This window comes from Pseudomonas sp. A-1, assembly GCF_004801855.1.
Taxonomy (GTDB): domain Bacteria; phylum Pseudomonadota; class Gammaproteobacteria; order Pseudomonadales; family Pseudomonadaceae; genus Geopseudomonas.
On record NZ_SSTC01000014.1, the window covers coordinates 1 to 12,697 of the forward strand.

16 protein-coding genes are annotated in these 12,697 nt (G+C 68.2%); 2 read left to right on the forward strand and 14 right to left on the reverse strand.

Features of this window, described 5'->3' with window-relative positions:
• Nucleotides 1-495: 4Fe-4S dicluster domain-containing protein (locus E5198_RS04580; protein ID WP_178084043.1), on the forward strand; the 495-nt coding region annotated here is incomplete at its 5' end.
• A gap of 41 nt (nt 496-536) precedes the next feature.
• Here E5198_RS04580 and E5198_RS04585 read toward each other — a convergent pair.
• Nucleotides 537-1,103 (reverse strand): DUF1285 domain-containing protein, encoded by a 567-nt coding sequence (locus E5198_RS04585; protein WP_136488837.1) that lies wholly within the window; start codon nt 1,101-1,103, stop codon nt 537-539.
• Between the two features lie 99 nt (nt 1,104-1,202).
• Between E5198_RS04585 and E5198_RS04590 the strand changes: the two genes are divergently transcribed.
• The gene (locus E5198_RS04590) at nt 1,203-2,330 is read left to right on the forward strand and encodes an aminotransferase class V-fold PLP-dependent enzyme (RefSeq protein ID WP_136488838.1); all 1,128 of its coding nucleotides are present in this window, start codon (nt 1,203-1,205) and stop codon (nt 2,328-2,330) included.
• Nucleotides 2,331-2,610: 280 nt separating this feature from the next.
• Here E5198_RS04590 and E5198_RS04595 read toward each other — a convergent pair whose 3' ends face one another.
• The 13 genes from E5198_RS04595 to E5198_RS04655 form a co-directional block, all read right to left on the reverse strand.
• Nucleotides 2,611-3,393 carry a TatD family hydrolase gene (locus E5198_RS04595; protein WP_136488839.1) on the reverse strand — a complete coding sequence of 261 codons (783 nt, stop codon included), beginning with the start codon at nt 3,391-3,393 and terminating at the stop codon, nt 2,611-2,613.
• Between the two features lie 2 nt (nt 3,394-3,395).
• Nucleotides 3,396-3,749, reverse strand: coding sequence for a PilZ domain-containing protein (locus E5198_RS04600; RefSeq protein WP_136488840.1), 354 nt, complete (start codon nt 3,747-3,749; stop codon nt 3,396-3,398).
• Nucleotides 3,750-3,782: 33 nt separating this feature from the next.
• The gene (locus E5198_RS04605) at nt 3,783-4,766 is read right to left on the reverse strand and encodes a DNA polymerase III subunit delta' (protein ID WP_136488841.1); all 984 of its coding nucleotides are present in this window, start codon (nt 4,764-4,766) and stop codon (nt 3,783-3,785) included.
• The gene (gene tmk / locus E5198_RS04610; protein ID WP_136488842.1) at nt 4,759-5,391 is read right to left on the reverse strand and encodes a dTMP kinase; all 633 of its coding nucleotides are present in this window, start codon (nt 5,389-5,391) and stop codon (nt 4,759-4,761) included. The genes E5198_RS04605 and tmk overlap by 8 nt, the downstream gene beginning before the upstream one ends.
• On the reverse strand, nt 5,388-6,446 hold the full coding sequence (mltG, locus tag E5198_RS04615; RefSeq protein ID WP_372239865.1) for an endolytic transglycosylase MltG: 1,059 nt from the start codon (nt 6,444-6,446) through the stop codon (nt 5,388-5,390). The genes tmk and mltG overlap by 4 nt, the downstream gene beginning before the upstream one ends.
• A complete protein-coding gene (gene pabC, locus E5198_RS04620; RefSeq protein WP_136488844.1) occupies nt 6,446-7,264 on the reverse strand; it encodes an aminodeoxychorismate lyase in 819 nt (272 codons plus the stop codon). The genes mltG and pabC overlap by 1 nt, the downstream gene beginning before the upstream one ends.
• A complete protein-coding gene (gene fabF, locus E5198_RS04625) occupies nt 7,264-8,508 on the reverse strand; it encodes a beta-ketoacyl-ACP synthase II (protein WP_136488845.1) in 1,245 nt (414 codons plus the stop codon). The genes pabC and fabF overlap by 1 nt, the downstream gene beginning before the upstream one ends.
• 134 nt (nt 8,509-8,642) lie before the next feature.
• Entirely contained in the window at nt 8,643-8,882 is a 240-nt protein-coding gene (gene acpP / locus E5198_RS04630) for an acyl carrier protein (RefSeq protein WP_090348699.1), read from the reverse strand.
• A gap of 205 nt (nt 8,883-9,087) precedes the next feature.
• Complete coding sequence (fabG, locus tag E5198_RS04635; RefSeq protein ID WP_136488846.1) at nt 9,088-9,828, reverse strand: 3-oxoacyl-ACP reductase FabG; 741 nt, start codon at nt 9,826-9,828, stop codon at nt 9,088-9,090.
• A gap of 19 nt (nt 9,829-9,847) precedes the next feature.
• Nucleotides 9,848-10,786 (reverse strand): ACP S-malonyltransferase, encoded by a 939-nt coding sequence (gene fabD, locus E5198_RS04640; protein WP_136488847.1) that lies wholly within the window; start codon nt 10,784-10,786, stop codon nt 9,848-9,850.
• A 109-nt stretch (nt 10,787-10,895) separates the two neighbouring features.
• Nucleotides 10,896-11,906 carry a phosphate acyltransferase PlsX gene (plsX, locus tag E5198_RS04645; protein ID WP_136488848.1) on the reverse strand — a complete coding sequence of 337 codons (1,011 nt, stop codon included), beginning with the start codon at nt 11,904-11,906 and terminating at the stop codon, nt 10,896-10,898.
• 2 nt (nt 11,907-11,908) lie between these two features.
• Nucleotides 11,909-12,091: a 50S ribosomal protein L32 gene (rpmF, locus tag E5198_RS04650; RefSeq protein ID WP_136488849.1), complete on the reverse strand. Its 183-nt coding sequence runs from the start codon at nt 12,089-12,091 to the stop codon at nt 11,909-11,911.
• 12 nt (nt 12,092-12,103) lie between these two features.
• On the reverse strand, nt 12,104-12,634 hold the full coding sequence (locus E5198_RS04655) for a YceD family protein (protein WP_136488850.1): 531 nt from the start codon (nt 12,632-12,634) through the stop codon (nt 12,104-12,106).
• Nucleotides 12,635-12,697: the final 63 nt, after the last annotated feature.

Sequence of the window (12,697 nt, forward strand, 5' to 3'; positions counted from 1 at the left end):
CGCAACTTCGGCGCGGCGATACACAAGTTCGGCGCCATCCTCGGCGGCGCGTTCAACTTCGTCGACCAGAACCTGTTTGGCGGCAAGATCCCGCTGACCCTGCACGACAACAAGCCGGACCATGCCTGCCTGAAGCCCGCCGCCCAGTCGACCAAGATCGACTACCCCAAGCCGGACGGCAAGCTGAGCTTCGACAAGCTGTCCTCGGTGTTCCTCTCCAACACCAACCACGAGGAAGACCAGCCCTGCCACCTGAAGCTGGCCGATGCCTCGATCCCGCTGGCGAAGAACCTGCCGCTCTTTGATGAGCCGGCGCAGCGCTACTGCCCGGCCGGGGTGTACGAGATCGTCACCCAGGAAAGCGGCGAGAAGAAGTTCCAGATCAACGCGCAGAACTGCGTGCACTGCAAGACCTGCGACATCAAGGATCCGGCGCAGAACATCACCTGGGTGGCCCCGGAAGGCACCGGCGGGCCGAACTACCCCAACATGTAAGCGCTCACAGAAAAGGCCCTGCGGGGCCTTTTTTGTTGTCCTTATTCGGGCTGCGGCGCGATGGGGAACAGCACGCCGTCGCTCCATACCCCCAGCCAGGCCTCGCCGTTGCGTTCGCAGGGTACCGCCAGCTCCACCAGGCGATAGAACACGTTGCGGTGGATCAGCGCCTCGAGGTTGGCGCGCACGTGCACGTAGGGCGACGGCTCGCCACTTTCCACATCGAGGACGAAGCGCAGCGGATGCTCGGCGCCGGCCGCCACCTCGTCGTCGACGTTGGTGCGAAAGCGCAGGCGCTGCGCCTCACCCTCGCCTTCCACGTCCATCGCCACCGCCACGAAAGGCGCATCGTCGACGCGGATGCCGACCTTCTCCACCGGGGTCACCAAGAAGTAGTCTTCGCCGTCGCGGCGCAGGATGGTGGAGAACAGCCGCACCATCGCCGGCCGGCCGATCGGCGTGCCCAGGTAATGCCAGCTGCCGTCGCGGGCGATGCGCATGTCGATGTCGCCGCAGAACGGCGGATTCCACAGATGCACCGGCGGCAGCCCGCCCTTGCTCGCCGGGATCTGCTGCAGCAGATCCCCCGCCTTGCTTCCCTCCGTCATCGCCATCTCCCCGTGCCTGCTGATGAACCGCCGGGACGACCTGCCGCCCGGACCGCCATGTATCATGCCGCAAACCGCCCATCAGCAGGAGCAGCGACGATGAATCCGTGGCACGACGAATTTCCCCAGGAAGCCGGCCTGCGTTACCTCAACCATGCCGCCGTGGCGCCCTGGCCGCACCGGGCCAGCGCCGCGGTATGCGCCTTCGCCGAGCAGAACCTGCGCGTCGGCGCCCGCGACTACCCGCAGTGGCTGCAACTGGAGCAGCGCCTGCGCCAGCGCCTGGCGCGCCTGCTCAACGCGCCGTCGACGGCGGACGTGGCGCTGGTGAAGAACACCTCGGAGGCGCTGTCGTTCGTCGCCTTCGGCCTCGACTGGCGCCCCGGCGACCAGGTGGTGATCAGCGACCAGGAGTTCCCCTCCAACCGCGTGGTCTGGGAGGCGCTGCGCCCGCAGGGCGTCGAGGTGATCGAGGTGGACATCGCCGGCAGCGACCCGGAAGCCGCCCTGATCGAAGCCTGCACCCCGCGCACCCGCCTGCTGGCGATCAGCGCGGTGCAGTACGCCAGCGGCCTGCGCCTGGACATGCCGCGACTCGGCGCCGGCTGCACCGAGCGCGGCGTACTGCTGTGCATCGACGCCATCCAGCAGCTCGGCGCCCAGCCGTTCGATGTGCAGGCCAGCGGCTGCGCCTTCGCCATGGCCGACGGCCACAAGTGGCTGCTCGGCCCGGAGGGGCTCGGGGTGTTCTACTGCCGCCGCGACCTGCGCGAGCAGCTCAGGCTGCACGAGTACGGCTGGCACATGCTCGAGGACGCCGGCAACTACGACAGGCGCGACTGGCAGCCGGCGAAGACCGCGCGGCGCTTCGAGTGCGGCAGCCCGAACATGCTCGGCGCGGTGGCGCTGGAGGCCAGCCTGGCGCTGCTCGAGGAAGTGGGAATGGCGCAGGTGGCGACGCTGATCGAGCAGCGCATCGCCCGCCTGCACGCGGGGATCGCCGCTCTGCCCGGCGCCCGCCTGCTGAGCCCACAGGAGCCCGGGCGGCGCGCCGGCATCCTCACCTTCGCCCTGGCCGGTCGGGACAATGGCGAGCTGTTCGAGGCACTGAAGAAGGAACAGGTGGTGTGTGCCCAGCGCGGCGGCGGCATCCGTCTGTCGCCGCACTTCTACACGACGGAGACGGTGATCGAGGATACCCTGGCCCTGCTGCATCGGCTGGCCTGAACGGCGCAGCGGCTGCCGCATGGAGCCGCAGGGTCATCATCTGGCCAGCCTGATTCGGCGACGCACTCAGCAAGCGGGGAACTATTTCAAATCCGTTTTAAAACTGGGGGATTCCTGCCGGTAAAGTATCGAAGACTGGTCAATACTCACATTACTGATGTGCGGCACCTCCCCCCAAGTGCCCGTCAGGCGGAACGGCGTGGGAACGCCTGTTCCGGTTTCACTCCTAATGGTCTTGACCCGGATTCCCCCAGAACCCGGGTTTTTTTTGTCCGCCGTTTCAGCAGGACCGCGCCAGCGGGAACAGCCGCTCGAAGTTGGCGGTGGTCTGCGCGGCCAGAACCTCGCAGGAAACCCCGCGCAGGGTGGCGAGGAACTCGGCGACGTCGCGCACGTATTCCGGGAGGTTCGGCTTGCCGCGATGGGGAACCGGCGCCAGGTAGGGTGCGTCGGTTTCCACCAGCAGGCGATCGGCCGGCACCTGGCGGGCCACCTCGCGCAGCGCCTCGGCGTTGCGGAAGGTGACGATGCCGGACAGCGAGATGTAGTAGCCCATGTCCAGCGCTGCCCGGGCCATCGCCCAGTCCTCGGTGAAACAGTGCAGTACGCCGGCCTGCGCCAGGTCGGCCTCGCGCAGCATGGCCAGAGTGTCGGCGCGCGCCTCGCGGGTATGCACAATCACCGGCTTGCCGGTCTGCCGCGCCGCCTCCAGGTGCAGGGCGAAACCCTCGCGCTGCAGCGCCGCAGCCTCCGGCTGGTAGTGGTAGTCGAGGCCGGTCTCGCCGATGGCCACCACTCGCGGATGGGCCAGCTCGTGCAGCAGCCAGTCCAGCGCCGGCTGGCTGCCGGGCTCGAGATCCAGCGGATGCACGCCGATCGAGCAGTACACGTCCGGGTAGGTTTCCGCCAGCTGGCGCACGGCGCTGGCGTTGTCGGCGCTGACGCCGATGCACAGGAAGCTGCCGACGCCACGCGAACGGGCGGCCGCCAGCGCGGCGTCGAGCGAGCCGCCGTGGGCCTTGAGGTCCAGGCGGTCGAGATGACAGTGGGAGTCTACGAGCATGGTCACATGGTCAGGGTCGGGCGCTCGGACTTGAGCGCACCAGCGAGGTAGGTTTCGATCTTGTTGCGGGTGCTGCGGTCGCCGTCGTTGAACTGCACACCGATGCCGGCGGTGCGGTTGCCCTGGGCCCCCTTGGGAGTGATCCAGACCACCTTGCCGGCGACCGGGATCTTCTCCGGCTCGTCCATCAGGGTCAGCAGCACGAACACCTCGTCGCCCAGGCGATAGGTCTTGCTGGTGGAGATGAACAGGCCGCCGTTGCGCACGAAGGGCATGTAGGCCGCGTACAGCTGGGCCTTGTCCTTGAGAGTCAGGGTGAGGATGGCGTTGCGACCGCCGAGGGGTGGCATGCTCATGGGCAGGCTCCGTGGCCGATGCGGACTGCGATTCTAGCCTGCCGACGGCAGGCTTGCCCACCGTACCAGCAGGGCTTCGAGAAGCAGTGCGCGATTGAGATTGGCCTTGCCGAGCACCTTCTGCCGCTCGGCGAGCAGCCAGTCCTGCAGCGCCAGCACGGCGTTCGGCGGCGTGCGCCCGGCCAGCCAGCGCACCACCTTGTCCATCGGCTCCTCGGCCTCGCCCTCGGCGCCGGCCAGCTGGCAGCGCAGCACCTGCAGCAGCCAGGCGCAGAACCAGTCGAGCAGCAGCGCCAGCGGAATGTGCTTCCACGCCTCGGCCAGCTCGGAAGGCGCGGCCTGCTGCTTGAGCAGCTTCCTGATGCCCTCCTCGACCAGCGCACGCTGATCCAGCACCCCATCGCGGTGCAGCTGCAGGGCACGCAGTGGCGAACCGGTCGCCAGCGCGAGCAGGCGCCGATGCAGCGCCGGCTCCAGCTCCGGCAGCTGCGCAGCCAGCCAGGCACCGGCCAGCACCGGCGTCGGCAACGGGCAGGCCTGCTGCAGACAGCGGCTCCGGATGGTCGGCAGCAGGCGACTGGGCTGGTGGCTGACCAGCAGCAGCACGGTGTCGCCGGAGGGCTCCTCCAGGCTTTTCAGCAGGGCGTTGGCGGCGTTGAGGTTCATCGCCTCGGCCGGCTCGAGCAGGACCAGCTTGCGCCCGCCGAGCTGGGCCGTCTGGGCGACGAAATCCACCAGCTCGCGCACCTGGTCGACCTTGATCGGCTTGTCCGGCTCCTCCGGCTGCAGGTCGAAGAAGTCCGGATGGGTGCCGGCGCGCAGCAGCAGGCAGGCCTTGCAGCCACCGCAGGCGCCCTCCGCTGTCGGCGCCGCACACAGCAGCAGCGCCGCCAGGCGCTCGGCCAGGGCGCGCTTGCCGATGCCGGCGGGGCCGTGCAGCAGGTAGGCGTGGGCATGCTGCTGGCGGCGCGCCAGCTGCTGCCACAGCGCCTGCTGCCAGGGATAGGCCTCAGCCACGCGCGCGCTCCAGCAGCTCGGGCAGCAGGGCGTCGAGCTGGGCCTGCACCGCAGCGAGCGGCTGCGCGGCATCCAGCAGGCGGTAGCGCGCCGGCGCCAGGCGCGCACGCGCCAGGTAGGTCTGGCGCACCGCCTCGAAGAAGTCCTGCGCCTCCTGCTCGAAACGATCCAGGCGACCACGGGCGGCGGCGCGGGCCAGGCCGACTTCCACCGGCAGGTCGAACACCAGGGTCAGGTCCGGGCGCAGCTCGCCCTGCACGAAGCTCTCCAGCTGGGCGATGCGCTCCAGCGACAGGCCGCGCCCGCCGCCCTGGTAGGCGTAGGTGGCGTCGGTGAAGCGGTCGCACAGCACGACCTTGCCGGCCGCCAGCGCCGGGCGGATGACCCGGGCCAGGTGCTGGGCGCGCGCGGCGAACACCAGCAGCAGCTCGGTGTCGGCCGCCATCGGCTCGTCGCTGGGCGCCAGCAGCAGCTCGCGGATGCGCTCGGCCAAGGGCGTGCCGCCCGGCTCGCGGGTCAGCAGCACATCGCAGCCTTGGCTGCGCAGGCGCTCGGCCAGGTAGTCGCGATTGGTGCTCTTGCCCGCGCCTTCGGGGCCTTCGAGGGTGATGAACAGACCGCTCACTGACTGTTTCCTTGTGGCGTGGCGGCCGGACTGGAACGGTAGTCCTCGCGCCGCTTGAGCTGGAATTCGCGCACCGCCCGGTTGTGCTCGTCGAGCGAGCGCGAGAAGACATGGGTGCCGTCGCCGCGAGCGACGAAGTACAGACTGTCGCCGCCGGCCGGATTGAGCGCGGCGCGGATCGCCTCGCGGCCGACCATGGCGATCGGTGTCGGCGGCAGCCCGGGATTGGTGTAGGTGTTGTAGGGCGTCGCCTCGCGCAGGTGCGCGCGAGTCAGGTTGCCGGCATAGCGCTCGCCGAGACCGTAGATCACCGTCGGATCGGTCTGCAGCAGCATGCCCTGACGCAGTCGACGGACGAACACCCCGGCGATCTCGGGCCGCTCGTGGGCAGCCCCGGTTTCCTTCTCCACCAGGGACGCCATGATCAGCGCCTGGTAGGCATCCTTGTAGGGCAGGCCCTCGGCGCGCTGGCGCCACTCCTCGTCGAGCACCTGATCCAGCCGCTCGTGAGCCTGGCGCAGCAGATCGATGTCGCGCATGCCGCGCACGTAGCGGTAGGTATCGGGAAAGAAACGCCCCTCGGGATGCTGGCCGGCGAAGCCGAGGCGCTGCATCACGGCGGCATCGTCGAGGCCGGCCAGGCTCTGCTCCAGACGCTCCTGGCTCGCCAGCGCCGCGCGCAACTGGCGGAAGCTCCAGCCCTCGACCAGGGTCAGGCTGTAACTGACTACCTCGCCACGCTGCCACTGGGCCAGCAGGTCGCGCGCGGTCTGCCCGGGGGCGAGGCGATACTCGCCACTGTGCAGGCCCTTGCCGTCGAGATTGAAGCGCCAGTACAGGCGCAGCCACAGCGCGCCGTCCAGCACGCCCTCGTCCTCGAGCCTGGCGAGCAGGCCGCCGGGCGTGGCACCGGCCGGTACCTCGAGCAGGCGCTCCTCGCTCAGCGCCAGCGGCTGCTCGAGGGCCACATGCTGCTGCCAGCCGGCGAAAACCAGCAGCAGGCCTGCCAGCATCAGCCCGCCTTCCAGCAGGTACAGCAGAAAACGTTTCACGATCAGGCATCCACCAGGTCGGACAGCAGACCCTGCAGTTTACGGGTCAGCCCGCCCAGCGGCCAGCCGTGCCCCTCCAGCGCCACCACCGGCCAGATGCCGTACTGGCTGTTGCAGAGGAACACCTCGTCAGCAGCCAGCAGGGCCGGATAGTCGATATCCTCGATGCGCGTGGCGATGCCCGCCTGCGCGGCACGGGAGAGGATCTCCGCACGCATCACGCCGGCCACGCCACAGCGTGTCAGCGCGGGCGTCAGCAGCTCGCCGTCGCGCACCATGAGCAGGTTGCTGAACACCCCCTCGACCACCCGGCCGCTGGCGTCGCGCATCAGCCCCTCGGCACAGGCCGGGTCCTGCCATTCGGCGCGGGCGAGGACCTGCTCGAGGCGATTGAGGTGCTTGAGCCCCGCCAGCAGCGGCTGCTCGGCCAGGCGGGTGGCACAGGGAAACAGGCGGATGCCCTGTTCGCGGTGGCGCGCCGGATAGGCGGGCGGCGGACCGCCGGAGAGGATGCGCCGGCAGCGGGCGTCGGCCGGCGGCGCGTAGCCGCGCAGGCCGTCGCCGCGGGTGACGATCAGCTTGGCCACGCCGCTGCCGAGCTCGCCGGCGAAGGCCAGCAGCTCGGCGCGCACCAGCGCCAGGTCCAGCGGCAGGGCGAGGCGCCGGGCACCCTCGCCGAGGCGCTGCAGATGGCGCTCGAGCAGGAGCAGGCGGCCGCGGCGCACGGCGATGGTCTCGAACAGGCCATCGCCGTAGGCCAGACCGCGGTCGCTCAGCGGCAGGGCGTCCGCCGGGCGACCGTCGATCCAGGTCAGCCCCATCAGCCGGCGAAGCGGCGGAACACCAGGGTGCCGTTGGTGCCGCCGAAGCCGAAGGAGTTGGACACCGCCACGTCGATCGGCATCGCCTGCGCCTGGTGGGCGACGAAGTTGAGGTCGCAGCCCTCGTCCGGCTCGTCGAGGTTGATGGTCGGCGGCGCCACCTGGTCGCGCAGGGCGAGGATGCTGAAGATCGCCTCCACCGCACCGGCGGCGCCCAGCAGGTGGCCGGTCATCGACTTGGTCGAGCTGACCGCCAGGCTGTGGGCGTACTCGCCGAACACGCGCTTGACCGCCGCGCACTCGGCCAGGTCGCCGGCCGGGGTCGAGGTGCCGTGGGCGTTGATGTACTGCACCTGCTCCGGGTTCAGGCCGGCGTCACGCAGGGCATTCTGCATGCAGCGCGCGGCGCCGTCGCCGGTCTCCGGCGGCGCGGTCATGTGGTAGGCGTCACCGCTCATGCCGAAGCCGACCAGCTCGGCATAGATGCGCACGCCGCGGGCCTTGGCGTGCTCCAGCTCTTCCAGCACCAGGGCGCCGGCGCCGTCGGCCAGCACGAAGCCGTCACGGCCGCGGTCCCAGGGGCGGCTGGCACGGGTCGGCTCGTCGTTGCGGGTGGACAGGGCCCGGGCTGCGCCGAAGCCGCCGAGACCCAGGCCGCAGGTGGCCATCTCGGAGCCGCCGGCGATCATCACGTCGGCCTCGCCGTAGGCGATGTTGCGCGCCGCCATGCCGATGCTGTGGGTGCCGGTGGTGCACGCGGTGGTGATCGCGTAGTTGGGACCCTGTGCGCCCAGATGGATCGACAGGAACCCGGAAATCATGTTGATGATCGAGCCCGGCACGAAGAACGGCGAGATGCGCCGCGGCCCCTGCTCGTGCAGCGACCTGGCGTTGTTCTCGATGTTGGTCAGGCCGCCGATGCCCGAGCCCATGGCCACGCCCACGCGCTCGCGGTTGGCGTCGGTGACCTCCAGGCCGGCGTCGCGCACCGCCTGCAGGCTGGCGGCCATGCCGTACTGGATGAAGAGGTCCATCTTGCGAGCTTCCTTGGCCGGCAGGTAGTCCTCGACATTGAAGCCCTTGACCGAACCACCGAAGCGGGTGGCGAAAGCCGAGACATCCATATGCCCGATCGGACCGATGCCACTCTGCCCGGCCAGCACGCCCTGCCAACTGCTGGCCACATCCGGGCCGAGGGGTGACAGCATGCCAAGACCGGTGACCACGACGCGTCTACGCGACACAGCGCTCTCCTCTTGTTGATCCACTACAGCGACGAAGCGTGGCCAGACCAGCGCCACCACTTCCTTTTACCCAAAGAAAAACCGCACGTCTTTTCAGGGACGTGCGGCTTTTTCCGGTCGGAACCGACGATTACTTACTGCTGGCCGTGAGCATTGATGTAATCGATGGCTTCCTGAACGGTGGTGATCTTCTCAGCCTGCTCGTCCGGGATTTCGGTCTCGAATTCTTCCTCGAGAGCCATGACCAGCTCCACGGTGTCCAGGGAATCAGCGCCCAGGTCTTCCACGAAGGAAGCGCTGTTGGTCACTTCTTCTTCTTTAACGCCAAGCTGCTCGGCAACGATTTTCTTGACGCGTTCTTCGATGGTGCTCATATCTCGTTCTCACTCCTATGGAGAGTTCCATGTAGCTGGTGGCGGCTAGTGTATAGAAAGGGTTTTCAGCTTTTCAAGCAAAACCCTTGCCGGCCTGCCGAAGCGCATTTTTTCGCCCGCCAGGAAAACTGCCTTGCAAAACAACCACATGGCGCTTTTTCGGGGATGCCGCCATTGCCGCCGGCACGGGGCCAGCGGCACTTTTTTACATGTACATGCCACCGTTGACCGGGATGGTCGCGCCGGTGACGTAGGCGCCACCCTCGCCGGCGAGGAAGCCTACCACGCTGGCGATCTCCTCCGCCTGCCCCAGACGCCCCAGCGGAATCTGGGTCAGCAGGTTCTGGCGATGCGCTTCCGGCAGGTCGCGGGTCATGTCGGTATCGATGAAGCCCGGCGCAACCGCATTGACGGTGATGTTGCGCGAGCCGACCTCACGAGCCAGGGCGCGGCTGAAGCCTTCCACGCCGGCCTTGGCCGCCGCGTAGTTGGCCTGACCGGCATTGCCCATCGAGCCGACCACCGAACTGATGTTGATGATCCGGCCCCAGCGCGCCTTGGTCATGCCCTTGAGCACGGCCTTGGACAGGCGGTAGATGCTGGTCAGGTTGGTGTTGATGACGTCGCTCCACTCCTCGTCCTTCATGCGCAGCATCAGGTTGTCGCGGGTGATGCCGGCGTTGTTCACCAGGATGGCCGGCTGGCCGAGGTGCTGCTGGATGTGCTCGAGGGTCTGGGCCACCGACTCGTCGCTGGCGACGTCGAGGACCAGGCCGGCACCTTCGATGCCAGCCGCCTTGAGGTACTCGGCGATGCGCTCGGCGCCGGCGGCGCTGGTGGCGGTGCCGATGACGATGGCGCCCTGGCGGCCCAGCTCCAGGGCGATGGCCTGGCCGATGCCGCGGGTAGCGCCGGTGACCAGGGCCACCTTACCTTGCAGACTCATGGGGTGTTTCTCCTGATGTTCAGGCCAGGGCCGCACGGGCGGCGGCGAAGGCCTCGGGGGTATCCAGATTGTGGGTGTTGACGCCCTTGGCGCAGCGCTTGTTGAGGCCGGACAGCACCTTGCCCGGACCGCACTCGACCAGCTCGGTCACACCGCGTTCGGCCAGGGTCACGATGCTCTCCACCCAGCGCACCGGGCTGTACAGCTGCTCGAGCAGGTCGCGCTTGAGCGCGGCGAGATCCGCCGGCACCTGGGCACTGGTGTTCTGCACGATGGCGATCTGCGGCGCCTGCCAGTCGATGGCATCCACTGCTGCCGCGAACTTCTCGGCCGCCGGACGCATCAGCGCGCAGTGCGACGGCACGCTCACCGGCAGGGCCATGGCGCGCTTGGCGCCCCGGGCCTTGCACGCCTCGATGGCGCGCTCGACCGCTGCCGCGGCGCCGGCGATCACCACCTGGCCCGGCGCGTTGAAGTTGACTGCACTGACCACCTCGCCCTGCGCCGCCTCGGCACACGCGGCGCGCACGGCGTCGTCGTCCAGGCCGAGGATCGCCGCCATGCCGCCCTGACCGGCCGGCACCGCCTGCTGCATCAGCTGGCCACGCAGCTCGACCAGCTTGACCGCATCGGCGAAGGGCAGGCAGCCTGCAGCCACCAGCGCCGAGTACTCGCCCAGGCTGTGACCGGCGACGAAGGCCGGCTGCGCGCCGCCCTCGGCCTGCCACAGGCGCCACAGGGCGACGGAGGCGGCGAGAATGGCCGGCTGGGTCTTGTCGGTCTGGTTGAGCTGCTCGGCAGGGCCTTCCTGGATCAGCGCCCAGAGGTCGTAGCCCAGGGCTGCCGAGGCTTCGGCGAAGGTCTCGCCGATCACGGCGTGCTGCGCACCCAGCTCGGCGAGCATGCCGACAGTCTGGGAACCCTGACCGGGGAAAACGAAAGCGAGGGAAGAAGACATGGAGCAAGTCCCTTGTGTACTTGTTCGTCAGGAGGACTGCGCCACCCGAGGCAGCGCAGCGGACTGACAGTTGGATGACAGGCGTTGACCTGCGGTCACACCCGGGCAATTAAAGCAGCAGATGCTCGAGGCGCCCATGCAGGCGCTGCGGCAGGTTCTCGTCGACTTCCGCCAGCGCCCGCCGGATGGCGGCGCGGAAACCTTCCGGCCCGGCGCCGCCGTGGCTTTTTACCACAATGCCCTGCAATCCGAGAAAGCTCGCGCCGTTATGCCGCGCCGGACGCAGCTCGCCCTGCAGCTCGCGCAGCAGCGGCAGCGCCAGCAGGCCGGCCAGGCGGGCGAACGGCCCAGCGCGAAAGCGCGCGGCGATACGCGCAGCGATCATCGCCGCAAGCCCCTCGCTGGCCTTGAGCACGACATTGCCGACGAAGCCATCGCAGACCACCACGTCGGCGTCGCCGCGATACAGGCCGTCGCCCTCGACGAAACCGACATAGTTGAGCGCGCGCGCCTGCTGCAGCAGGCTGGCCGCCAGCTTGACCGTCTGACTGCCCTTGATCTCCTCGGTGCCGACATTGAGCAGCGCCACCCGCGGATTCGCCACACCCTGCGCCTCGGCGGCGACCGCCCCCATGACGGCGAACTGGTAGAGGTTCTCCGCACTGCAGTCGACGTTGGCGCCGAGATCCAGCAGCAGGCAGCTGCCGCGCAGGGTGGGAATGGCGCTGACCATCGCCGGCCGGTCGATACCCGGCAGGGTCTTCAGCACATGCCGCGACAGCGCCATCAGCGCACCGGTATTGCCGGCACTGACGCACGCCTGGGCCGCGCCACTGCGCACCAGTTCGAGGGTCTGACGCATCGAGGAGTCGAGCTTGCCACGCAGCACCTGCGCCGGACGTTCGTCCATCGCAATCACTTGGCTGGCGGGATGCACGAGCAGGCGGGAGCGATCGACAGAGGCGTGCTCTGCAATCAACTGCTCTATGAGGGCGGGTTGGCCGACGAGGATCAACCGCAGGGAGGAGTGCTCGGCCAGGCTGGAAATGCAGGCCGGAACAATGCAGTGGGGACCGAAGTCCCCACCCATTGCATCGATCGCGAGGACCGGAGCGACCAAGATTACTCGGTGGCGCCCTTGTCGATCACCTTGCGACCACGGTAGACACCTTCCGGGCTGACGTGGTGGCGCAGGTGAACTTCACCGGTGCTCTTCTCGACGGACAGTGCATTGGCCTCGAGCGCATCGTGGGAACGACGCATGTCGCGAGCGGAACGAGACTTTTTGTTCTGTTGAACAGCCATTTGAGTTAACTCCTAAACGTTTGGGTCACGTTTCAACTGCGCCAGTACATCGAACGGGTTGGACCGCGAAACCTCGTTGACGCTCGGTTCTGGTGCTGCTGCAAAGCCTGCTGGATGCCGGCATGCATCGGGTTCGTGGGCCGGGACGATGGGGAGCGCGAGCAGCAGCTCGTCCTCGACCAGTTCGATCAGGTCGAGCGGTTCCTCGCCCACTTCCAGCGCGTCGTAGCTTTTCGGCAGGGAGTCCGCCGAAGCACCTTCCCGCAGCACGGCATAGACGAACTCGCTGTGCACCGGAAGGGTCGCCGGCTCCAGACAACGCTGGCACACCATCTGCACCTCGACCTCCAGTTCGCCGCGCATGACGATCAGCCCCTGCTCGTCACGACCGAACTCGAGACGAACATGGACGCTGCCGGCATCGCTGACCAACTGCTCGCACAACCGCGAAAACTGCTTGATCGGCAACTCACCCTCGAGGGTGGCGCCACGATCGGCCAGCTTTCGCGGATCGACGTGAGGTGGAATCGGCCCTTTCAACATAAGCGCGCCATTCTAGGGATACCCCTTTTAACTGTCAAAGAAATTTCCTTGCGTGCAGCAGGC

What these genes read in the sequence shown, in the direction of transcription:
- E5198_RS04585 (WP_136488837.1), bottom strand. Translation starts at nt 1,103, where the DNA reads ATGACGGAGGGAAGCAAGGCGGGGGATCTGCTGCAGCAGATCCCGGCG.
- fabD (WP_136488847.1), bottom strand. Translation starts at nt 10,786, where the DNA reads ATGTCTTCTTCCCTCGCTTTCGTTTTCCCCGGTCAGGGTTCCCAGACT.
- E5198_RS04590 (WP_136488838.1), top strand. Translation starts at nt 1,203, where the DNA reads ATGAATCCGTGGCACGACGAATTTCCCCAGGAAGCCGGCCTGCGTTAC.
- pabC (WP_136488844.1), bottom strand. Translation starts at nt 7,264, where the DNA reads ATGGGGCTGACCTGGATCGACGGTCGCCCGGCGGACGCCCTGCCGCTG.
- E5198_RS04655 (WP_136488850.1), bottom strand. Translation starts at nt 12,634, where the DNA reads ATGTTGAAAGGGCCGATTCCACCTCACGTCGATCCGCGAAAGCTGGCC.
- rpmF (WP_136488849.1), bottom strand. Translation starts at nt 12,091, where the DNA reads ATGGCTGTTCAACAGAACAAAAAGTCTCGTTCCGCTCGCGACATGCGT.
- E5198_RS04595 (WP_136488839.1), bottom strand. Translation starts at nt 3,393, where the DNA reads ATGCTCGTAGACTCCCACTGTCATCTCGACCGCCTGGACCTCAAGGCC.
- E5198_RS04600 (WP_136488840.1), bottom strand. Translation starts at nt 3,749, where the DNA reads ATGAGCATGCCACCCCTCGGCGGTCGCAACGCCATCCTCACCCTGACT.
- acpP (WP_090348699.1), bottom strand. Translation starts at nt 8,882, where the DNA reads ATGAGCACCATCGAAGAACGCGTCAAGAAAATCGTTGCCGAGCAGCTT.
- fabG (WP_136488846.1), bottom strand. Translation starts at nt 9,828, where the DNA reads ATGAGTCTGCAAGGTAAGGTGGCCCTGGTCACCGGCGCTACCCGCGGC.